The sequence below is a fragment of the Cystobacter fuscus DSM 2262 genome, from assembly GCF_000335475.2.
GTDB lineage: Bacteria > Myxococcota > Myxococcia > Myxococcales > Myxococcaceae > Cystobacter > Cystobacter fuscus.
On the sequence record NZ_ANAH02000024.1, the window covers coordinates 25,496 to 45,894 of the forward strand.

A 20,399-nucleotide genomic window follows, 5' to 3' on the forward strand; every position below is an offset into this window, starting at 1 on the left:
ACCCCTCTCTGCACCCGAGACACCCGTGACCCTGCTCCGCGCCGCCGACGTCCAACTGTCCTTCGGCAGCCGTACCGTCTTCGAGGGGCTGACCTTCACCATCGAGGAGGGTGAGCGGGTGGGCCTCGTCGGGGTGAACGGCTCCGGCAAGTCCTCGCTGATGAAGATATTGGCGGGGGCGGCGCGGGCGGACGCGGGGGAGCTGCAGCTGCGCCGCGGCTCACGCGTCACCTACCTGCCGCAGGAGCCCGAGTTCGCCCCGGGCGCCACGGTGGCCTCGGAGCTGAGCGTGGCCCAGGGGCCGCTGAAGGAGGCCCTGGCCGCCCAGGCCGAGCTCACCCGGCGCCTGGAGTCCGCGCCCACCGAGGCGCACGAGAAGTTGATGGAGCAGCTCGCCGCGGTGTCCGATCGCATCGAGCAGCTGGGCGGCTGGGACACGGAGCACCACGCCAAGACGCTGCTGGACCGGCTCGGCGTGAAGGAGTGGGACCGGCCGGTGGCGGAGCTGTCCGGCGGCCTGCGCAAGCGCGTGGCCATTGCCCGGGCGCTGCTCACCCGGCCGGACCTGCTGATGCTGGACGAGCCCACCAACCACCTGGACGCGGACACGGTGGACTGGCTCGAGGACGAGCTGGACAAGCTGCCCGGCGCCCTGCTGCTGGTGACGCACGACCGCTACTTCCTCGACGGGCTGGTGGATCGCATCGTGGAGATCCAACCCGGCGCGGGCCTCACCTCGTACCCGGGCAACTACGAAGCGTACGTGGAGCAGAAGCTGGTGGCGCAGGAGCAGGCGGGCCTGGCGCAGCACAAGCGCGAGCGGTGGATCGCCCAGGAAGTGGCGTGGTTGCGCAAGGGCCCCGAGGCACGGCGCACCAAGAGCAAGGCGCGCATCGAGCGGGCGCGCAAGCTGATGGAGGAGAAGGGCTTCCAGCGGCCCAAGGTGGCGGGCCTGCAGGTGATGCAGGCGCCCCGGCTGGGACACACCGTCATCGAGGCCGAGGGCGTGCAGAAGTCCTACGGCGAGCGCAACGTGCTGCGGGGCGTGAACCTGCTTTTGCAGCGCGGCGAGCGCGTGGGGCTCGTGGGGCCCAACGGCGTGGGCAAGACGACCTTCCTCCGGGTGCTGCTCGGCGAGCTGCCGCCGGACGCGGGCAAGGTGGTCATCGGGAAGAACACGAAGGTGGCGTACTACGATCAGACGCGCGCCTCGTTGGATCCCGAGCAGACGGTGTACGAGGCGGCCTCGCCGCGTGGGGATGACTGGGTGGAGCTGGGAGACCAGCGCGTGGCGCTGCGCGACTACCTGGATGATCTGCTCTTCCCGGTGCCCATGCAGCGCATGAAGGTGAAGGCGCTGTCGGGAGGCGAGCGCAACCGGCTGCTGCTCGCGCGGCTGTTCCTGGAAGGCGCCAACGTGCTGGTGCTGGACGAGCCGACGAACGACCTGGACATCGTCACGCTCAACATCCTCGAGGGGCTGCTGCTCAACTTCACCGGCAGCGTGCTGCTGGTGACGCACGACCGGTACTTCCTCGACAAGGTGGCCACCTCCATCCTCGCCTTCGAGGGCGAGGGGAAGGTGACGCGCTACGAGGGCAACTTCGGGATGTACCGGCGGCTCAAGGAGCAGCAGCAGGCGAAGCTGGCCGCCGCGGCGTCCGCCCCCGCCGCGAAGAAGTCCGAGCCCGTCGCGACGGCGGAGCCGAAGCAGGCGCGCAAGCCGGGGAAGCTCTCGTACAAGGAGCAGCGCGAGCTGGACGGGATGGAGGCGGCCATCGAGGCGGCCGAGACGCGCAAGAGCGCGCTGGAGGCACAGCTCCTGGATCCGGCCGTCTACTCGAGCGCGACGAAGGCGGCCGGGGTGCAGAAGGAGCTGGAGGCCACGGCGGCCGAGGTGGATCGCCTCTACGGCCGCTGGCAGGCGCTGCAGGACATGGCCGCGGGCGGCTGAGCTCGGTGCAGCGCGGGGACTTCAGGATACGCTCCCGCTCTCGGATGATCTCCAGGATCGTTGCCTCCGTCTCCCGAGTTTTCTCGACGAGATGGAGAGGGAGCAGAGGATGACTGCCTAGTGGCAACAGGGTCGTAAGCAGTACCGTGTTGGTCCATTGGGGCTTACTCACGCGCTGGCCCTGTACCAGAAGTGAAGCGGAGTGCCTGGACGAGTTGATGGGATGGCGGTTAGAGCAGGGGTGAGCCGTAAGGGCCTACATGGCCAGAGTAACCGGCACGACACATGGCCCGATTGTCAACCCGCAGCGATACTCCTCTTATCCTCCTCCGCAGCAGTCCTCCGACAGCAGGAGGGAAATAACCCGCAAAGCTATGGCGAGAGATGAACCTAGGGGTCAAACGGCGAAAATCCTTCCCGCCCCTCTAAACGTAGGACCAGATACGACATTGCCCAGTAATTAGAGAGACGGGACACTCAAGTAGGTCGATTCATCAACAAACCATGTGTCGGCAAACCGCCAGAACAACTCTCACTACGCACTCGTGTCCACCAACGCTCTGCACTCAAGAGGTACTCACGTGTCCGACAACAACAGCACCCCTAACTTCAGTTTTCCGCAAGGGCTTCTAGAAGCACGAGAGCAAGGACGCCTCATTCCATTCATTGGTGCAGGAGTGTCAATGGCGGTGCAGGGCCCAAACGGTCGACTGTTCCCCAACTGGAAAGAGTTGCTCCTAGCAGCAGCAACCAAACTCGAAGCCGAATCATTAAAAAATGAAGCCACCCTTGTGCGAGCCAATCTTGGAATCACGCCTCCCAATTACCTAGAAGCAGCCGGATTTGCACGAAAATTCTTAAAATCACATTGGGCAGCATTTCTTCAAGAAGAACTCGACCCTGATTTCGAATCAGTCAAATCAGACAGCTTGGAGCTTGCGCGTTCGATTTGGAATCTAGGCTCTAATTTCATCATAACAACAAACTACGATCGCGTCCTGGAGTGGGCTTGTCCGCGACCGAAAAACATTCGAACACTCGACATCGAGTCGCCCACGCAATTCAACGAGGTGTTAAAAAACGCGGTGAAACACCCCACTGTCTGGCATCTACATGGACATATAGGAGAACCCACAAGGATCGTACTAACACCTGAAAGCTACAAGGAACTTTACCCAGAGAAAGATAATTCCACCACTAATTACGATGCAGCGTTACATACGCTACGCTCTCTAGTCTCAAGCCACACGTTTTTGTTCATAGGATTCAGCCTAGACGACGAACATGTAGTTTCCGAGATAAAGAGGATTGCCGAAATATTCAGTGGAACGGGAAGCACACATTACGTATTAGCGCGGACAGCGGAAATTGCCTTGATGCGTAACACTATCGGGCAGTTACCCATTCAAGCCATCGAATTTTCAGATTTCGGAGAGCCTCTCCTGGCATTGCTTCGAGCCTTGGGCGGAAAGATCACACCACCGTCGTCCGGAGGATCTACGCCAACTCCAAGTTCCGGCAAAACTCCTTTCCAAGAGCAAACATCACCCGATGGGCCACTAGGCCTTGATGCTGATTTAAAATTAAACCAAGCCTCCGAGGCGCTACTTACTTGGCCTCAGCTTCTACCTGGAAATCACTGGCTAGAACGTCCAGAAATGAACCGAATAATAACGACACTCAAAACAAAAACCAACAGTCAAACTGTACTGCTTGGCCCACCTGGAAGTGGCAAGTCCGCACTATTGTCTCGGCTGGCGTCCAAATTAAAAGAAGCAACCAGGACGTTTATCTTGGCAATAAAAGCGGACATGGTTCCCGTGGAGGTGGACTCCCTCATCAAGCTCCAGGCATCACTTAACTTGCCAATGGAGCCAGCAACTTACTTGGAGCGCTTAAGATATTCCCATCGAATCGTATTGATTATAGATCAACTGGACGCGCTAAGCGACCTTATCGATCTCAAAACCAAGCGACTCGATGTCCTCCTTTCGTTAATAAAAGCGCTTACAGGAAAAGACAATATTCACATATTAATTTCATGCCGAGAGTTCGACTACCACCACGACACTCGCCTGCGAATGCTTGCCGCAGACGAAATTGTTTTTCAACTCCCCTCATGGACCGAGATTGAACCACTTCTACAGCAAAGAGGTTTTGCGACAACAGGTTGGCCCCAAAGCTTCCGCGAAATACTGCGCACACCACAGCATCTTAAAATCTTTCTCGCTCAGAGTAGAGACAGTGGGGCATTCGAATCGTTTGACTCCTACCAAGCAATGCTTGAGGCTCTTTGGCAGCGCAATGTGCTCAATGACAATGGCCTACCAGGTCGAGCCCAACTGGCTGCCGATTTGGCATCCACGATGGCGGACCAGGAGACTCTTTGGCTTTCTGCGGCTCGTTACGACAAACAGCGCTCCGAGCTAATGCAACTCGTGTCAGCAGACATATTGCGTCTAGACAACTCAGGGCGCAGTATTTCTTTCTCCCATCAAACGCTTTTTGATTTTGCGCGTGCACGCGCGTTCGCAGCAGGAAGCGGACACCTTTCTGAGTACGTCTTGGCTCGACAAGATGCGCTCTTTGTAAGACCGAAGTTGTGGAGTAGCTTGGTGTATTTACGCGGAGCTGAGCCTGCAACATATCGTTCTGAGTTCTCCAAACTCTGGAACGAGCCATCGCTTAGGGCACATATCCGTTCGCTCCTGGTAGAATTTCTTGGACAACTACATACACCCAATGAACAAGAAGCGGCATGGCTCCTTCCTCTACTAAGCACTCCTTCTGAACGCTCAAAAACCTTGCGTGCGATGCAGGGTAGCCGCGGATGGTTCGAACGATTGTCTAGGCTTCACCTTCCAGCACTCATGGCGGAAGAGCCTGAGCTTGCAAGCGGAGTGCTGTTTATAATTCGCCACGCATGGATCTTTGATCGAGAACGCATACTTCGGCTCATCGAGGAATACTGGATTCCTTATCAAGAGAAAAGCCACTTGGCATGGAGAGCATTCGAAAGCTTGACCATATGGGATGAGCGCGCTGTTAGCAATGCTGTGAAGCTCATAAAAACTGCAGGTATTACTCTTTTTGCAGCAAACCGACTCACATCCATAATTGCAGCGACTTCTCCAGAAATGGCGCCTAAACTAGTCCGTGCGTTCCTGGAGCAGGCAGTTGACAAGAAGCATCTTGAGGAAGTCACACTCTCTACAGAGGCCGAATCAAAAGCGGGATCAACCGAAACAAGAGAGGACTCAATTCGAGCTTCTCTGGAACAAGCTTTCGATGATTCACAGAGCGAGAACATCACTCCTATAGAAGAGAGCCGGATTCAGCACCAAATAGATCGCCATGAGTCTTACTCAAAAATAATAAGCGATTCAGACTGGTACGGAATTCGCGATATTGCTGCGGCAAGCCCCAAGAGCTTTCTTCTTGAGGTCTGGCCCTGGCTCGCCAAGTTCATAGAGACACTCACAGACAAGCACCCCTCTCTCACTAACAGATACAACAAATCTTCTCTGATCGCATTCGAGTCCGATCTGGGCGATGATTTCGAAGATGACTTTTTATCAGCTATTGCCGATTCAATCGCCAGCCTAGCCAGAAACGAACCGCAATACTTCATTAACTTTATTGGCGACTGGATGAATACTGAATGCTTGGAGATTCATCTATTCCTATCGCGTGGGCTGATCGAACTGGCAGATACTCATCCAGTAGAAGTTTTGAATTACCTACTCAAGGACCCGCGGCGCTTCGCTCTCGGCAATTCACAAAATGAGCATCGCACAACTCAGGAGTTGATAGGAAGAATCGCTTCAAAGCTAAACAGCAACGATCTGATTCGGCTAGAGAACGCCATCATTAATTGGCATTACTATACCTCTATTCCCAAGGAAGTCACAGGCGCAAAGGCATTGATGTGGAGAAAATGGAGCCGACAACATCGACTGCGTCTTATGCACGCAATGCCTGAATCACAAAGGAGCAACCGATTCAATCGCCTTGTTCAGGAGGAAGTGTTGGCCCTTCCGGACTACGAAAGCGAAGATTGGAGTGTGAACGTCGGCTTCATCAGAAGCCCGATGTCCTCCGAGCAAATGCTAAAGGCGAAAGACGAGGACATACTACGGCTTTTTGAAACTCTCAAAGATGAGAAAACTGTTGTAATGGAGGCCGCTCGCGAATTTGGCAAGCTTGGCACTCAAGAACCACAGCGCGCTCTAGAACTCATAAACAAGCTCTCTCCTGGAAGCCAAGAACGCCCAATAGCAGAATTTCTTGATCAAATCACCGAGATTGACAGCAGTACCCTATCCCACATTATTGCTCTACATCAGCGCGGATTCCATTCGGATAGATTCCATGAATCAGCAGCTAGAGCGCTGACCAAGCTTGCCCGGCATTCACAGGGCCTTCCTGATCATGCAATACCTCTACTGACGAGTTGGCTAAAAATCACAGCCAAAAACAAAGACACCACTCCCCAAGAAAAAGAAGACAAGAAAACAGACAAAACGAGACCTATTTTATGGCCTCCATTCATCCCGAGTTCGATCCCCCAGGGTAATTACCCAATACTGGAGGCGGTTTACTTCGGTTTGATGCTACGCACGCCCCCAGAGGCAAGTCGGACTTTAGATATTTTCGTGAAGCATCTTGAGCAAGATAACGAACCTGCCACTTGGAAATATATATGTCGTTCGCTGCTCGCTCCGATACTAGCCAGAGTGGAGCAACAGCGTGCCGTGGTTTTCCTTGAGAGGCTTTTTCAGAAAATTCCAGATGTTTTTTATAGCAAGGAAACGGTGGTATTCATCGCCAAATCTTGGCGATGGCTGCCCGTCGAGAAACTTCGATACTGGCTCTTAAATTTCAAAAACTCCCACTGGCCTGCAGGGAAACAAGCTTTTGGCGAATTGCTGGGCCTACTACTCGCCTCGCCAGACAAACATTGGACACAAAGTCAAATCCAAGTCCTCATTAGCGACCCCAGCATCCACAACGAGAGCGAACTCAGTTCGATGCGCATGGGATTGGCTCATGCTGCGGTTTACGAGCTTTGGAATCAGCCGCACCTCCGGGGAATCGCCGCTAACACCTTGATTCAACTAATGCCTGTCGCCAACTTCGAGCTGGCAAAAATAATAACGAAAGCCTTCCGCATTTCGGACACACAGCCGAACGACAAGCATCTACATTCTATGCTGCGGGCAATCAAAGAGCACCCAACCGTCTTGCTCGCATGCGACTTCCGCTTCACCGAAAATCTATGTGACTTGGTTGATGCACACCCTGACATGGTGCTTGACTTGAGCAACTCATTAATCGAAAGATGGAAGAATGCTAGCGATGCCGAACGGCGATTCGCACAACTCAACACAGCACATCTGGTCGATATAGCTATAACGCTTCAGCGCCTGGAGCCCACGAGAGTTGCAGGCCTTTCTCTCTTCGAAAAATTGCTCGACCTCTCAATAGATGAGGCCCAAGCCGCACTTTTCGAACTGGATGCGCGTCCGCATCAGTGGACTGTACCAACCCCCCGTAGAGTAAGTCGACAAAAGCGTCCATCCTAATCCTAACTGGTTGGCACAGGGCGGGAGGGCTTCGGCACTGACCAGAGGCATTTGCCTTTGTATGCGACCATCTGTGGTGGGCAATTGGGCGGCCATCGCTCAAGTGAAAGCCAGCACACACCGGACAGCTCATCTTTAAGTCATTCGGTACAGGGAGCCAGCTTCTGATTTCTCGCTGGTAGGGGAGCTTGTTCGAACCGGGACTGTGCTAGGTCGACCCGCACATCCGTGACCCGCTCCTCATCGGGAGCAGGGACACTCTGCCTGACTGGTGAAACTCGCGCCACAGGCAGCAGAATCAGAAGCACCGCCGTGGTGAGCACGAGACTCCTGAACCAGTGACTCCGCCGCTCTACCTGCAGAGAAGCGGCAGGCGTAGCACGGCAGGAGGGCTTGTTTCGGGGGCCAAAGGATATGGAGCATGGGGATGCCATCCTCATGAGTCGGTGGAGGCTCGATAGAGACCACCTAGCCATCATTGCGGCACTACTCCCATCGCTCTGTCCTCCTACTCATTTCGCATCGGGAGTCCCGCCATCCACGCTCGTCGGAACAGGACGGGATTTTGGCACTGGCAAGAGACATTGGCCTTTGTACGTGACGGTCTGCCGTGGGCATTCTGGAGGCCGTTGCCTAAGTGAAAGCCAGCACGCGCCGGACAGTTCCACTTCAAGTCCTTCCGTACAGGGGGCCAGCTTCTGATTTCTCGCTGGTAGGGGAGCCTGCTCATATCGAGACGGTTCCGGGTCGACCCGCACATCCGTGACCCACTCCTCGTCTGGCGCATGGACACCCGGCGCGACTGGCGGAACGCGCGCCATGGGCAGCAGGAGCAGCAGCACCGCCGTGGCGAGCACGAGACTCCTGAACCCGTGGCTCTGTCGCTCCACCTGCACGGGAGCGGGCGGCGGCGCAGTCCAGGAGGGCTTGGGTCTCGGGGGCCGGAGGAGGTGGCGCTCCGGGGTGCCCCCCTCCTGAGTTGGCGGCACCTCTTCCCACTCGAAGATGCTCGCGTCCCACGCCGCATCCTCATTGGAGAGCGCCGCGACCAACGCCGCGTCGAGCGCCGCGCCACTCGGATAGCGCTCCGCTGGGTTTTTCGCCAACAGCCGCACAATCACATCACTCAGCGCCCGAGGAACCCGAGGATTGACGAGCACGGGCGCCAACGGCTGCACGTGAACGATGGCCAACTGCAACATGTCCAACGGCAACCACTCGGAGAAGGGGTAATGACCGGTGGTGGCTCGGTAAAGACAGATGCCCAGGGCATACAGATCATCCGTGGATTGAAAGGCATAGTGAGTTCCAGGACGCTCGGAACTGCGCCACAGGAAGCTCACCGCCTCGGGGCTGAGCTGAAACAGGGTCGCCGGAGGCAGGGGGCCAGTGGTGAGGGGAGCCGCCCCCTCGTACCAGGCCACGCCGAAGTCGAGCAGCACGGGTTGCCCATCCGACTCCCGAATGAGGATGTGCTCGGGCTTGAGGTCACGGTGCAGAACCCCTCGGTCATGCAGTTCGCCCAGGGTGCGAGCCATCGTGGCGCCCACGGTGGCGAGTTGCCGGAAGGTGGTGCCGTCCTTCTCCGCCCACACGTCCAGGGCAAGGCCAGGCACCCAATCCATGACGAAGCCCAGCCAGCCCTTCCGGGGGTGAGGCCAGCGGGCACAGCCATGAAACCGCACCACATGGGGATGCGCCGCCCGGGTCATCATCAGAGCCACCTCGCGCTCGGCCCGCCCGTCGCGGGCATACAACGCGAGCTTGAGCGCGTAGAAGTCACCGGGGCGGTCGATGTCCTCCACGCGGTAGACGGCGCCCTGGCCACCCACGCCCAACTGCTCCACCACGCGCCAGCGGCCCACCTGCGTCCCCGGTGGTAATGCGTCCGGGAACAGCCTCTCCGCACCAGGGTTCGTGGACACCCTCGCACCTCCGCGTTGGTCCGACCGACAGGACGCGACCCTATACTACGAGAGCAGGGCGGAAGTAACCTCGGATGTCGGGCCATGTCACCAGGGAAAGGTGACACGGAAGGTCACATTGGAAGGAGCAACCGAACGGATCAGGACACCTGGGGCAGACGTGGCACGAAAGCACTGATCCCGACTCCTCTCCCCTCTGTCCCCAGGTAACGTCGTGTCACGGGATGCTACTTGGCGCGTTCGTGAAAAGCGTATGGAAGAGCGTGGTTTCTGGAGGCTCGATCAATCCGGCGAAGAGAGGCACGGGCGTTTCCGCGATCTCGCGAGAAACCGCGCTGAAGCCAAACATCTTCTCGATCGTCCTGGCGACCACCTGAGCTGGCCAGGACATATCGGGCGGAGGCTGTTCGAAGCTGGCTTCATGATTCCGCAAATGACTCTCGATATAATCATACTGCACGCCGTACACGAAATAAACGGGCGCCAATATACTCACACAGCCCACAACAGCCCAGTTGGATGCCGGCGGCTCTAAATCCTTTAGCGGGTAGACCATGCAGCGGAGTCCGCCATCATCCGTTGAGCCCGTCTCCCCGATGTTGAAGTCAGGAAGCACGCGCCTCAACTCGGCTCTGAATGCCTTCCAGGGGCCCATGTTCTCAATCATCTGAGTCCACAGTGCTTGACGCCGCTTTGTCTCCGGGCCCGTCTCGGCCGTCGAAAGAAAGTCGTTACTGGACTCATAATATCTCCGGACGATGGCAATCAGGTCTTCTTTTGAAGGAGTCATGGAGGCCATTCAATCAATGTCCAGGTGCTGGAACGCCAAAAACAACTGGTTTCGCCCTGGGGTCGCAAGTAGACCTTACTCGAGAGCCTGGAACGGCGGCACGAAGCCTCAAGTCATATGCGGCTCTGACACTCCTACACAGGGTGTAGAGTGGTGGCGGGGGTGGCTCGGTCATCGCGGAGAGTACGGAATATGCGGCGTCATTGGCGCAGTCCGCCGCGATGCGCTGGGCAAGGGGGGTGGATATGGGGCCGCCCCTGCTTTCAATTGGCATCTCAACGCCGATGATGCAAGAGTATGGCTCCCTTGTATCTCCGTTGGTGATCTGCGCGTGAACACACGCCGCGCGCCATCCGCCCTCGCCGGGTTCTGTGTGCGGTACAATCGTGGTAAATTGGAAGTGCGCGGGTTCTATCCTACCTGTTACGGCTGACGCGCACCCAAAAGACAGAAGGGCCAAGGGTAGAAATGCGGTCAGTTGCGCAAGCCGTTTGGACGCGACTGCCGCGCCGCTCCATCGTAAGCGCAAGGCCGCGGCAACAGTCCGGTGATTGGGCTTGAATGCTGCGATACAGATGTAGGTGATCCTCGGGGCCCGAGCTACCGGCTCTTTCGGACTCGGCTCCGTCCGCATACCGGCTGCGCTGCTCGCTTGAAAACGCATGCCCACCTCTTACGGCAGGAGGATTCCTCCGTTCAAGAATTGAACGGAGGAATGTAGGATGATGTCAGCACGAATTGATGGCGAAGATGATCCGTGCGTGCCGACGTCCATTGGTCCGGTCTGAACGTACGGCGGAGGATGTGAGTACCCGTCCGAAGTCTTCATCCAACTCGGAATGATTGACCTCATGCTCCGGCGCATCGCCTGACTGCTCCACTTCAACACCCTCTCAGAAGTAGGACTGGCCTTCCAGTTTGGTCTCTCCATACGGACCCAGGTAACTGACGAAATAATACGCCTGGGTGCTCACGGGCTTCTCGACCCATACCGAGAAGCCCGTGTCGTAGCCTGCGCAAGAGCCAGCAGCATAGACATCGGCACGAGTCTTGACCTGGGAGACCGGGAGAACAGCCAACCTGGTACGGGGACCATTGAGGCTCGTCGCATAGTAGATGGCGACACTCGTCGGAAGCACGCCATAGTCATTCAGACCTGGACGAACGCAGGCCCATCCATGAAAGCCTAGCGTCGTCGTTGGCCCGGCGATGGGACCCGGGTACGTGTGAGTATCAATCAAGTCGACCCACCCGCGTTGAGCCGCGTCCAGAGGCCAAGCATACGAAAGCTGGGGTCCGAGGAGAACGACCGCGCCAACACTGCCCGCGAGAAAACCCTTGAGACTCATGCGCCACCATTTCCTTTATTCGGAACACACGAGAAGTCACATCAACAACACTCGCAGCATGCATGACCTTCAGGCGCGCCGTCCACCCTCAACTTGCCTTTGAACGGTCTGGCGGGTGCTATGCCTGTTTCCACGTGTGCATACCAAGCAAGCGCTCATGCGAGCGTTGGGTTTCTCTTTCATCACCCGAGGCGAGGCCTACGAGCCAGCCGCCTCACCGGGCCGCCACAGCCAGGCGGCGCCGCGCACGCCACTCGAGTCGCCGTGCAACGCGGGGCGCAGGGGCGTGTCGACCTCTCCCCCAAAAACCCAGCGAGGCAACTGCTCTGGCACCAGCCGGTACAGGGCGGCGACATTGGACATGCCTCCGCCGAGCACGATGACGTCCGGGTCCAGGATGTCGATGACGTGGGCGAGGCCGCGCGCCAGCCGGTCCGCGTAGCGCTCGAGCGTGGTGAGCGCGGCGGGCTCACCGGCCTCGGCGCGCGCGGCGATGTCCGGCCCCCGGAGGCGGGTCCCCGTGAGCCGCGCGAAGTCATTCTCGAGGCCCGTGCCGGACACCCACGTCTCGAGGCAGCCCCGCTTGCCGCAGTAGCACTCCGGGCCGGGAGTCTCCTCCGGCGTCGCCCAGGGCAGCGGGTTGTGGCCCCACTCGCCCCCCACGCCGTTGCGGCCCTCGTGCGGGCGCCCGCCGAGTGCCACGCCCGCCCCCGTCCCCGTGCCCAGGATGGCGGCGAACACCACCGCCTGACCGGAAGCGGCCCCATCGCTCGCCTCGGACACCGCCAGACAGTTGGCGTCATTGGCCAGCCGGACGGGACGGCCCAGCACCCGGGCGAGATCCTGGTCCAGGGGACGCCCGTTCAACCACACCGAGTTGGCGTTCTTCACCCGCCCCGTTCGCGAGGAGAGGGTGCCCGGAATGCCCACGCCCACGCTGCCGCGCTGGCCCGTCTGCTGCTCCAGGCGCGCGCACAGCCCGGCGATGGTCTGGAGGATTCCCTCGTAATCGTCACGCGGCGTGGGCACCCGGTGGCGCCCCAGCTCGCGCCCGTCATCGGCGAGGGCGAGGGCCTCGATCTTGGTTCCGCCGAGGTCGATGCCAATGCGCACGTCCTGTCTCCCGGGGCAGGTGGATGCCGTGACTTCAAGGCGGACCCGTTCTTATCACCCACGGAGGAATGCATGACGAGCGCGTCCCCGCTCGGAAATCGAAGGAGATCGCCCAGCCGCGCAGCGGGAGGGGGATGTACGTCTGGAGCTGGCCATCGGCGGCGGGGCCTCGCGGATGACGGCCGCGGGTGAGGAAGCCCTGCGTCTCGACCAACACCCTGCGCTCCGGACCATCCATGCGGGTCCTCGGAATCAGCACCGTGAAGAGGAGCTCGCCCGCGTCGGCCTCCGGCTCGAGTGTCACGGTCACCAGCGTGCCGAGCTCCGTCTCCACCTGACGAATCTCCTCTCCCCTCACGTTCACCTTCCGGCGGCAGTCCTGGTAGTCGAACCGCGGCTCCCCCGTGAAGCTGGTCATCGAGAAATGGACCGACGCGTCCCAGCCCTCCAGCTCGAAGTCGTTGGGCGTGAGGGGCTCGAGGGGTGTTTCTGGCTGGGCGTGTACGGATACGGCTTGCATGGTGCTCCTCCTTCAAGGCCAGCAGGGTGCGGCCCGGGGGCCGCGACAGAGAGGGAGGAGTCCTTTCCGAAGTGTGACGAGACCGCCCGCTCGCCGGCCATTGAAGGCATCGCACCGGAAATCGTCACAACGCGCCCGAGCCCCATCCATCCGGATGAGACTCGCCACGAAAGACACGGGATGCGGTGTGGGGTGCGGAGGTGGCCGTGAGCACGGGGCGGGTTGACCTGGGGAGCGTGGGGTCGTGGCGCCCGCCCTCGCGAGCCTCAGCACGAGTGGGAACGGCCCGTCGCCCGCCCGGGTGGTGGACGGCGGAGCCGCTTCCCGCTCGGGCAGTCAGCGCAGGTCCACCCGGAGACCACCAAAGGTCATCAGGTCCGTGCGCCCCCCGTCTCCCGAGTGGGTCATGGGCGCGTCCGCGAGCCCCACCGCCAGCACCGTGTCTCCCCTCACCTCCACACCCAGCAGGTGGAAGTGCCGGTCCGGACTTCCGGTGGACAGGCGCCGGCTCAGCACCTGGCCGCCGTCCTCCGGAATGAGCGCCAGGAAGGGCTCGGCGGCGCGCGAGACGCTCATGCCACTGTTCCACCGGTCCCAGCCCGTCGCCCCCACGGCGAGCAGCCCCTCCTCCGTCCAGCGCAACGCCGCGACATGGTCTCCCCGGCCCTCGGAGACATCGAGCGCGCGCGTGGAGCGGAGCGCACCCGTGGCCACGTCGACCACCGCCACGTAACCATCGTAGGGAACCATGAGGGCCGGCTCGCCGGGCGCGGGGGGGTAATAGGGCAGGTTCTCGTCGTCCCGTGGGCGCACGGAGGCGGTTCCCCCGAGCGCGAGCTCGCCGCCCCGCAGGGCCATGTCGAACACGAGGAACTCCTCCATCTCTTCCGGTGCGAGGACCCGGGTGCCCTCGCGTGCCCCCGTGGGCGAGAACGCGGTGTAGGCGAAGGGCACGTACCGATGCGGCGTCCCCCGCTTCAGACGGGAGCACTCCTGGCTCGAGATTTCCTGGAAGACCCGCGCGAGGGCGCCGCAACGCCCCGCCCCCAGGCCCCTTCCCACCACCACCCGGCCTTCCGGACTCACGGCGAGCAGGGGCTGTGTCGCCGCATCCCGCCAGTGGAACTCGTCGTACTCCCAGGACACCTGCAGCAGGGCATGTTCCGAGTCGACGACGCGCGTCCACTCCTCCCCATAGTGCTCGCCCGACCACCGCGCCGCCATCACCCCGGAGACCAGTTTTTGATAGCCGAAGTCTCCGTCGGGCACGTCCACGAACGTGAGGAACGCGAGGACCACATCCTCCCCGCGCGCCTCGAGTCGCAGCCACGGCAGCCACTTGTCCACGAGCCCAGCCGTCGGCTCGGACCGCATGAGGAAGGGAGCCGTGGGAAGCCCGACCAGGTCGGACGCGGGCAGGGTCTCGGCCCGGGGCACCGGCTGCCGCACCCGCACCGTGCCCTCGGCCGACAGGCGCACGAGGTCATAGGTCTCCCGGGCATCCGCCGTGCGCTCGACTCCGAGGGACACGTCTCCGGAGGGATGCACGGTGAAGTCGGTGAAGCGCTCCTGGGGCTGCTCATCGAGCCGCCAGAGCACCTGCTCCGACTCCCCATAGGCCACGAAGCGGCGGGACTCCGTGGAGTCCGGGCGACGGGTGATCTCCAACACGTACGTGCGCTCTCCACTCGCGCGCAGCTTGAGCCCGGCGTAGCCCTCACGGGGCGTCGCCCGATGCGCCAGCGTGCCCTGCCCGAAGGCACGAACGAGGCTCGCCTCCCCGGGAGCGGGCTCCGGTTCGGAACGGCAGGCGGACGTGAGCACGAGCGTCCAGATGGCCACTGAGAGTAGGTGTAAAGATAAAGGGTGAGAGGAACGTGACATGGGTAGGAACCAGAGGGTCTTGCTTCGCGGAGGACCAACGGGCGAGGCCGCTTGAACAAGCTTCGCCGCCGCGCGGCGCGGGATAGAGTGCGCGCGCATCCCATTATTCAATCCATGAGGAGTGTCGCATGAGTCGTTCACTTTCCGGCCAGGTCGCCCTGGTCACCGGCGCGGCCGCCGGCATTGGCCGCGCCACGGCCCTGGCCTTCGCCCGGGAGGGTCTCAAGGTGGTGGTCTCCGATGTCGACGCGGCCGGCGGTGAGGGCACCGTCGCGCAGATCCGCGCGGCCGGCGGCGAGGCCCGCTTCATCCGCTGCGACGTCACCCGGGAAGCCGAGGTCCGCGCGCTGATCGAGGGCACCCAGGCCGCCTATGGGCGTCTGGACTACGCCTTCAACAACGCCGGCATCGACATCGAGAAGACCAAGCTGGCCGATGCCCAGGAGTCCGAGTTCGACGCCATCATGGGCGTGAACGTCAAGGGTGTCTGGCTGTGCATGAAGTATGAAATTCCCCTGATGCTCGCCCAGGGCGGCGGCGCGATCGTCAACACGGCCTCCGTCGCCGGACTGGGCGCGGCACCGAAGATGGGCATCTACTCCGCGTCCAAGCACGCGGTGATCGGTCTGACCAAATCCGCCGCGGTCGAGTACGCGAAGAAGAACGTGCGCATCAACGCGGTCTGCCCGGCGGTGATCGACACCGATATGTATCGCCGCGCCATCGAGGCCGAGCCGCGCAAGGCCGAGTATGCCAAGACCGTGCATCCGATCGGCCGGGTGGGCAAGGTGGAGGAGATCGCCGCGGCGGTGCTCTACCTGTGCAGTGATACGGCGGGCTTCACCACGGGCATCGCGCTGCCGGTGGACGGCGGCGCCACGGCCGTCTGAGGGTCGCCAGGGAGCCCCTGCCACCGTGCTCCCTGGCCCCTGCCTTCCATCTACTCCTGGGAGGGATTGAAACAGGCCCGGATCTGCGTGCACGACCCCGCGCCCCGGCGCGTGCAGTCCAGGGTACTCGAGCACTGCGAACAATCCACGGTGCAGTACCCCGAGGCAAACTCGGAGTCCTGGGACGTCCACGTCGAAGCCAAGGCGCCCACGCTGGCCGCCATCAACATGGTCACGACGAGGGATGCACTCTTCACCATCTTCTTCATGTCGCCTCCTGGGTTCGCGGGTCTCGAGACCCGGCAGGGAGACAGCCTACATGATGGCGGCGGGCTGGCTCCGACAAAGTCCCCTGCCCCCCCTCGTCGCTCTCCTGGCGCGCCATGAAGAGCCGATGCCGATTGACGTGTCGGTTGACACGCCAGCGGACATGTCAGCCCGGCACCTGGTTCTCTCCACGGGGCATCTGACACCCCACCGTCACATCCTGGAGACAAAGCGTATCCGGGCACGGCCCTTGCTGTTCATGCGGCTCGTGCCGACACCGCATCCAGATCGTCTCGAGAAATCAAATCGGAGTTCAAGAATTTGTGGCCTCGTGACTCCCACCCTACAGTTGTTGAATGTCAAACAGGGGGCAGCACATGGCTGAAGAACACAGGAAACAACCCTTTGAGCTGCCCGCGTTCTATGTCCCCTGGCCGGCACGCCTGAATCCCAACCTCGAGGGAGCCCGGACACATTCCAAGGCCTGGGCACGAGCGATGGGCATCCTGGATCCTCCCAAGGAGGAGGCCAAACCGGAGATCTGGACCGAGGCGAAGTTCGACGCCCATGACTATGCCCTGCTCTGCGCGTATACCCACCCGGAAGCGCCAGGTCCGGAACTCGACCTGGTCACGGATTGGTATGTCTGGGTTTTCTTCTTCGACGATCACTTCCTCGAGGTCTACAAACGCCCCCAGGATCAGGTAGGCGCGAAGAAATATCTCGACCGGCTGCCCTCGTTCATGCCGGTGGACCTCTCCGCCACTCCGCCGGAGCCGACCAACGCGGTGGAGCGGGGTCTGCTGGACCTCTGGAACCGGACGGTCCCCACCAAATCCCCGGAATGGCGCAAGCGCTTCTTCGAGAGCACCAAGGCCCTGCTCGAGGAGTCGACGTGGGAGCTGTCCAACATCAGTGAGCACCGCGTCGCCAACCCCATTGAGTACATCGAGATGCGCCGCAAGGTGGGGGGCGCGCCCTGGTCGGCGGATCTCGTCGAGCACGCCGTCTTCGTCGAGGTTCCCGCCCGGATCGCGGACACCCGGCCCATGCGCGTGCTCAAGGACACGTTCGCGGATGGCGTGCACCTGCGCAACGATCTCTTCTCCTACGAGCGGGAGATCCTCGAGGAAGGAGAGCTGTCCAATTGCGTCCTGGTGATGGAGCGCTTTCTCGACGTCGATACACAACGCGCCGCCAACCTGACCAATGACATCCTGACGTCCCGGCTCCAGCAGTTCGAGAACACCGCCGTGACGGAACTTCCCTCCCTGTTCGAGGAGTACGGCCTGACCCCGGACGAGCGCGCCAGCGTGCTCGTCTACATCCGGGGGCTCCAGGACTGGCAATCCGGCGGCCACGAGTGGCACATGCGCTCGAGCCGCTACATGAACCGTGGTGGCGAGAGTTCGGCGGCGGCCGCCTTTCCGCTCGGCCCGACGGGCCTGGGGACCTCGGCGGCGCGTCTGGCGCGGTTGCCCGGCACCCTGGGCTTGGGGCGATTCAAGAGCTTCACCCACGTGCCCTACAAGCCCGTGGGTCCGGTGACGCTGCCCCAGTTCTACATGCCGTACACGACGAGCGTGAACGCCCACCTGGATGCCGCGCGGAGAGATTCCAAGGCGTGGGCTCGCCGGATGGGGATGCTGGATTCCCTGCCCGGCGTTCCCGGTGTCTACATCTGGGATGATCACAAGTTCGATGTCGCGGACGTGGCCCTCTGCGGAGCGCTGATCCATCCGGCGGCGTCCGGCTCCGAGCTCAACCTGACGGCGGGCTGGCTCGTCTGGGGAACCTACGCCGACGACTACTTCCCGGCGCTCTTCGGCAACACCCGCGACATGGCCGGCGCGAAGCTCTTCAACGCCCGGTTGAAGGCCTTCATGCCGGACGATCCCTCCACAATGACCACGGTTCCCACCAACCCGGTGGAGCGAGGTCTGGCCGACCTGTGGGCGCGGACGGCCAGCCTCATGACCCCGAGCGCGCGGAATCTCTTGCGCCAGGCCCTCCAGGACATGACCGGGAGCTGGCTGTGGGAGCTCGCCAATCAGACGCAGAACCGCATCCCGGATCCGGTCGACTACGTGGAGATGCGCCGGAAGACGTTTGGCGCGGATCTCACCATGAACCTCTCCCGGCTGTCCCTGGGCGACGAACTCCCCCCCGAGGTGTTCTACTCCCGGCCGATACGGGGACTCGAGAACTCGGTCGCCGACTACGCCTGCCTGACCAACGACGTCTTCTCCTATCAGAAGGAGCTCGAGTTCGAGGGTGAACTCAACAACGGCGTGCTCGTCATCCAGCGCTTCCTCGACCTCGACAAGGCGGGAGCCGTCGAGGTCGTCAACAAGCTGATGACGGCCCGGATGCAGCAGTTCGAGCACACCGTCGCCATGGAACTGCCGGCCCTCGCCGACAACTTCGGCCTGGACGCGAGCGCCCGGGAGAAACTGCGCGGCTACGTCAAGAGAATGCAGCAGTACATGGCCGGCGTGCTCCGTTGGCATCAGGCCGTGGATCGCTACAAGGAATTCGAATTGAAAAACACCCGGAAGCCCGGTCAGCCCTCCCTTCGCCCCACGGGCCTGGGGATGTCCGCCGCGCGCATCGCCTCGCTGTTCGGCGGCACCCGGTCCAGCATCGACAACCGTGAGAAGGACGCTGTTCTCCAGCTTGAGAGGAAGAGGTAGGCCATGACGAATCCAGTGAAGCCGGGTGGTGAAGAGGAAAAGCAGCAGTTGAGCCTCGCGACGCTCGCGGCGCGCCAGCTGACGACGACGACCAAGTCCGTTCCGCAGATGCAGGGAATCTCGTCCCGGTGGCTGCTGAAGCTGCTGCCGTGGGTGCAGGTCTCGGGCGGCACGTTCCGTCTCAACCGCCGCATGAGCTACACCGTGGGCGACGGCCGGGTGACCTTCTTCAACACCGGTGCGAAGGTCCAGGTCATTCCCCAGGAACTCCGTGAGCTGCCGTTGCTGCGCGGCTTCGAGGACAACGAGGTACTGACCGCCCTGGCCAACCGCTTCGAGCAGAAGGAGTTCAAGCCCGGTCAGGTGATCACCGAGGCCGGCAAGGAGGCCGACTCCATCTGCCTCATCGCCCACGGCAAGGTGAACAAGATTGGCAAGGGCAAGTACGGCGATGACACCGTGCTCGAGACGCTGGCGGATGGCGACCACTACAGCTACGAGGTGCTGCTGGAGTCGCAGGACTACTGGCAGTTCACGACCAGGGCCGTCACCGCCTGCACGGTGCTGATCCTCAAGCAGTCCGACTTCGAGTCGGTGCTCGCCCTGTCTCCGTCGCTCCAGAAGCACGTCGAGGGCTTCAAGGCCCTGAGGAAGAAGAAGACGGACAAGACGGGCGAGGCCGCCATCGAGCTGGCCGCGGGCCACCACGGCGAGCCGACGCTGCCCGGGACGTTCGTCGACTACGAGACCCATCCCCGCGAGTACGAGCTGAGCGTGGCCCAGACCGTGCTCCAGATCCATACCCGTGTCGCCGACCTGTTCAACGACCCGATGAACCAGACCGAGCAGCAGTTGCGTCTGACCGTCGAGGCGCTCAAGGAGCGCAAGGAACACGAGCTCATCAACAACCGGGAGTTCGGACTGCTGCACAACGCGGATCTCAAGCAGCGCATCCACACCCGCGGCGGGCCTCCGACGCCCGACGACATGGACGAGCTGCTCGCGACGGTCTGGAAGGAGCCCTCGTTCTTCCTGGCCCACCCGCGTGCCATCGCCGCGTTCGGTCAGGAGTGCAGCCGCCGGGGCATCTACCCGACCAGCATCGACGTGGGCGGCAACATGGTCCCCGCCTGGCGCGGCATCCCCATGTTCACGAGCAACAAGATCCCCATCAGCGAGACGCGGACCAGCTCCATCCTCCTGATGCGCGCGGGTGAGAAGAACCAGGGCGTCGTCGGCCTGCATCAGGCGGGCATCCCGGACGAGATCGAGCCCAGCTTCAATGTCCGGTTCATGGGCATCAACGAGAAGGCGATCATCTCCTATCTCGTCAGCACCTACTTCTCCGCCGCCGTGCTGGTCCCCGACGCGCTGGGCATCCTGGAGAGCGTCGAACTCGGCCGTGCCCACGAGTAGGCGACTCACCCAC

General features: G+C 61.5%; 11 protein-coding genes. 5 read left to right on the top strand and 6 right to left on the bottom strand.

What is annotated here, in order from left to right; genetic code table 11:
• Positions 1-25: 25 nt before the first annotated feature.
• Together D187_RS32250 and D187_RS54240 are read left to right on the top strand one after the other, a co-directional pair.
• The gene (locus D187_RS32250; RefSeq protein ID WP_002627914.1) at positions 26-1,954 is read left to right on the top strand and encodes an ABC-F family ATP-binding cassette domain-containing protein; all 1,929 of its coding nucleotides are present in this window, start codon (positions 26-28) and stop codon (positions 1,952-1,954) included.
• 581 nt (positions 1,955-2,535) lie between these two features.
• Entirely contained in the window at positions 2,536-7,539 is a 5,004-nt protein-coding gene (locus tag D187_RS54240; protein ID WP_020918420.1) for an SIR2 family protein, read from the top strand.
• Positions 7,540-8,051: 512 nt separating this feature from the next.
• Here D187_RS54240 and D187_RS32255 read toward each other — a convergent pair.
• From D187_RS32255 to D187_RS32275, 5 genes are all read right to left on the bottom strand, one after another.
• Positions 8,052-9,464 carry a serine/threonine protein kinase gene (locus D187_RS32255; RefSeq protein ID WP_043432504.1) on the bottom strand — a complete coding sequence of 471 codons (1,413 nt, stop codon included), beginning with the start codon at positions 9,462-9,464 and terminating at the stop codon, positions 8,052-8,054.
• A 217-nt stretch (positions 9,465-9,681) separates the two neighbouring features.
• Positions 9,682-10,263 carry a hypothetical protein gene (locus D187_RS32260; protein ID WP_043432506.1) on the bottom strand — a complete coding sequence of 194 codons (582 nt, stop codon included), beginning with the start codon at positions 10,261-10,263 and terminating at the stop codon, positions 9,682-9,684.
• A gap of 1,538 nt (positions 10,264-11,801) precedes the next feature.
• Positions 11,802-12,716: a fructokinase gene (gene mak / locus D187_RS32265; protein WP_002627918.1), complete on the bottom strand. Its 915-nt coding sequence runs from the start codon at positions 12,714-12,716 to the stop codon at positions 11,802-11,804.
• Positions 12,717-12,750: 34 nt separating this feature from the next.
• The gene (locus tag D187_RS50685; RefSeq protein WP_002627919.1) at positions 12,751-13,236 is read right to left on the bottom strand and encodes a hypothetical protein; all 486 of its coding nucleotides are present in this window, start codon (positions 13,234-13,236) and stop codon (positions 12,751-12,753) included.
• Positions 13,237-13,572: 336 nt separating this feature from the next.
• On the bottom strand, positions 13,573-15,060 hold the full coding sequence (locus D187_RS32275; protein ID WP_043432508.1) for a hypothetical protein: 1,488 nt from the start codon (positions 15,058-15,060) through the stop codon (positions 13,573-13,575).
• A gap of 188 nt (positions 15,061-15,248) precedes the next feature.
• Here D187_RS32275 and D187_RS32280 point away from each other — a divergent pair, with 188 nt between their 5' ends.
• Complete coding sequence (locus D187_RS32280) at positions 15,249-16,010, top strand: SDR family oxidoreductase (RefSeq protein ID WP_002627921.1); 762 nt, start codon at positions 15,249-15,251, stop codon at positions 16,008-16,010.
• Positions 16,011-16,060: 50 nt separating this feature from the next.
• On the opposite strand, the gene D187_RS32285 is transcribed toward D187_RS32280, so the two are convergent.
• Complete coding sequence (locus D187_RS32285; RefSeq protein ID WP_043432511.1) at positions 16,061-16,279, bottom strand: hypothetical protein; 219 nt, start codon at positions 16,277-16,279, stop codon at positions 16,061-16,063.
• A 375-nt stretch (positions 16,280-16,654) separates the two neighbouring features.
• Between D187_RS32285 and D187_RS32290 the strand changes: the two genes are divergently transcribed.
• Together D187_RS32290 and D187_RS32295 are read left to right on the top strand one after the other, a co-directional pair.
• Positions 16,655-18,970, top strand: a complete 2,316-nt coding sequence (locus D187_RS32290) for a family 2 encapsulin nanocompartment cargo protein terpene cyclase (RefSeq protein WP_043432513.1) — start codon at positions 16,655-16,657, stop codon at positions 18,968-18,970.
• Between the two features lie 3 nt (positions 18,971-18,973).
• The gene (locus D187_RS32295; protein ID WP_002627926.1) at positions 18,974-20,386 is read left to right on the top strand and encodes a family 2B encapsulin nanocompartment shell protein; all 1,413 of its coding nucleotides are present in this window, start codon (positions 18,974-18,976) and stop codon (positions 20,384-20,386) included.
• The last annotated feature ends 13 nt before the right edge of the window (positions 20,387-20,399 follow it).

What these genes read in the sequence shown, in the direction of transcription:
- D187_RS32260 (WP_043432506.1), bottom strand. Translation starts at nt 10,263, where the DNA reads ATGGCCTCCATGACTCCTTCAAAAGAAGACCTGATTGCCATCGTCCGG.
- D187_RS50685 (WP_002627919.1), bottom strand. Translation starts at nt 13,236, where the DNA reads ATGCAAGCCGTATCCGTACACGCCCAGCCAGAAACACCCCTCGAGCCC.
- D187_RS32280 (WP_002627921.1), top strand. Translation starts at nt 15,249, where the DNA reads ATGAGTCGTTCACTTTCCGGCCAGGTCGCCCTGGTCACCGGCGCGGCC.
- D187_RS32285 (WP_043432511.1), bottom strand. Translation starts at nt 16,279, where the DNA reads ATGAAGAAGATGGTGAAGAGTGCATCCCTCGTCGTGACCATGTTGATG.
- D187_RS32290 (WP_043432513.1), top strand. Translation starts at nt 16,655, where the DNA reads ATGGCTGAAGAACACAGGAAACAACCCTTTGAGCTGCCCGCGTTCTAT.
- D187_RS32295 (WP_002627926.1), top strand. Translation starts at nt 18,974, where the DNA reads ATGACGAATCCAGTGAAGCCGGGTGGTGAAGAGGAAAAGCAGCAGTTG.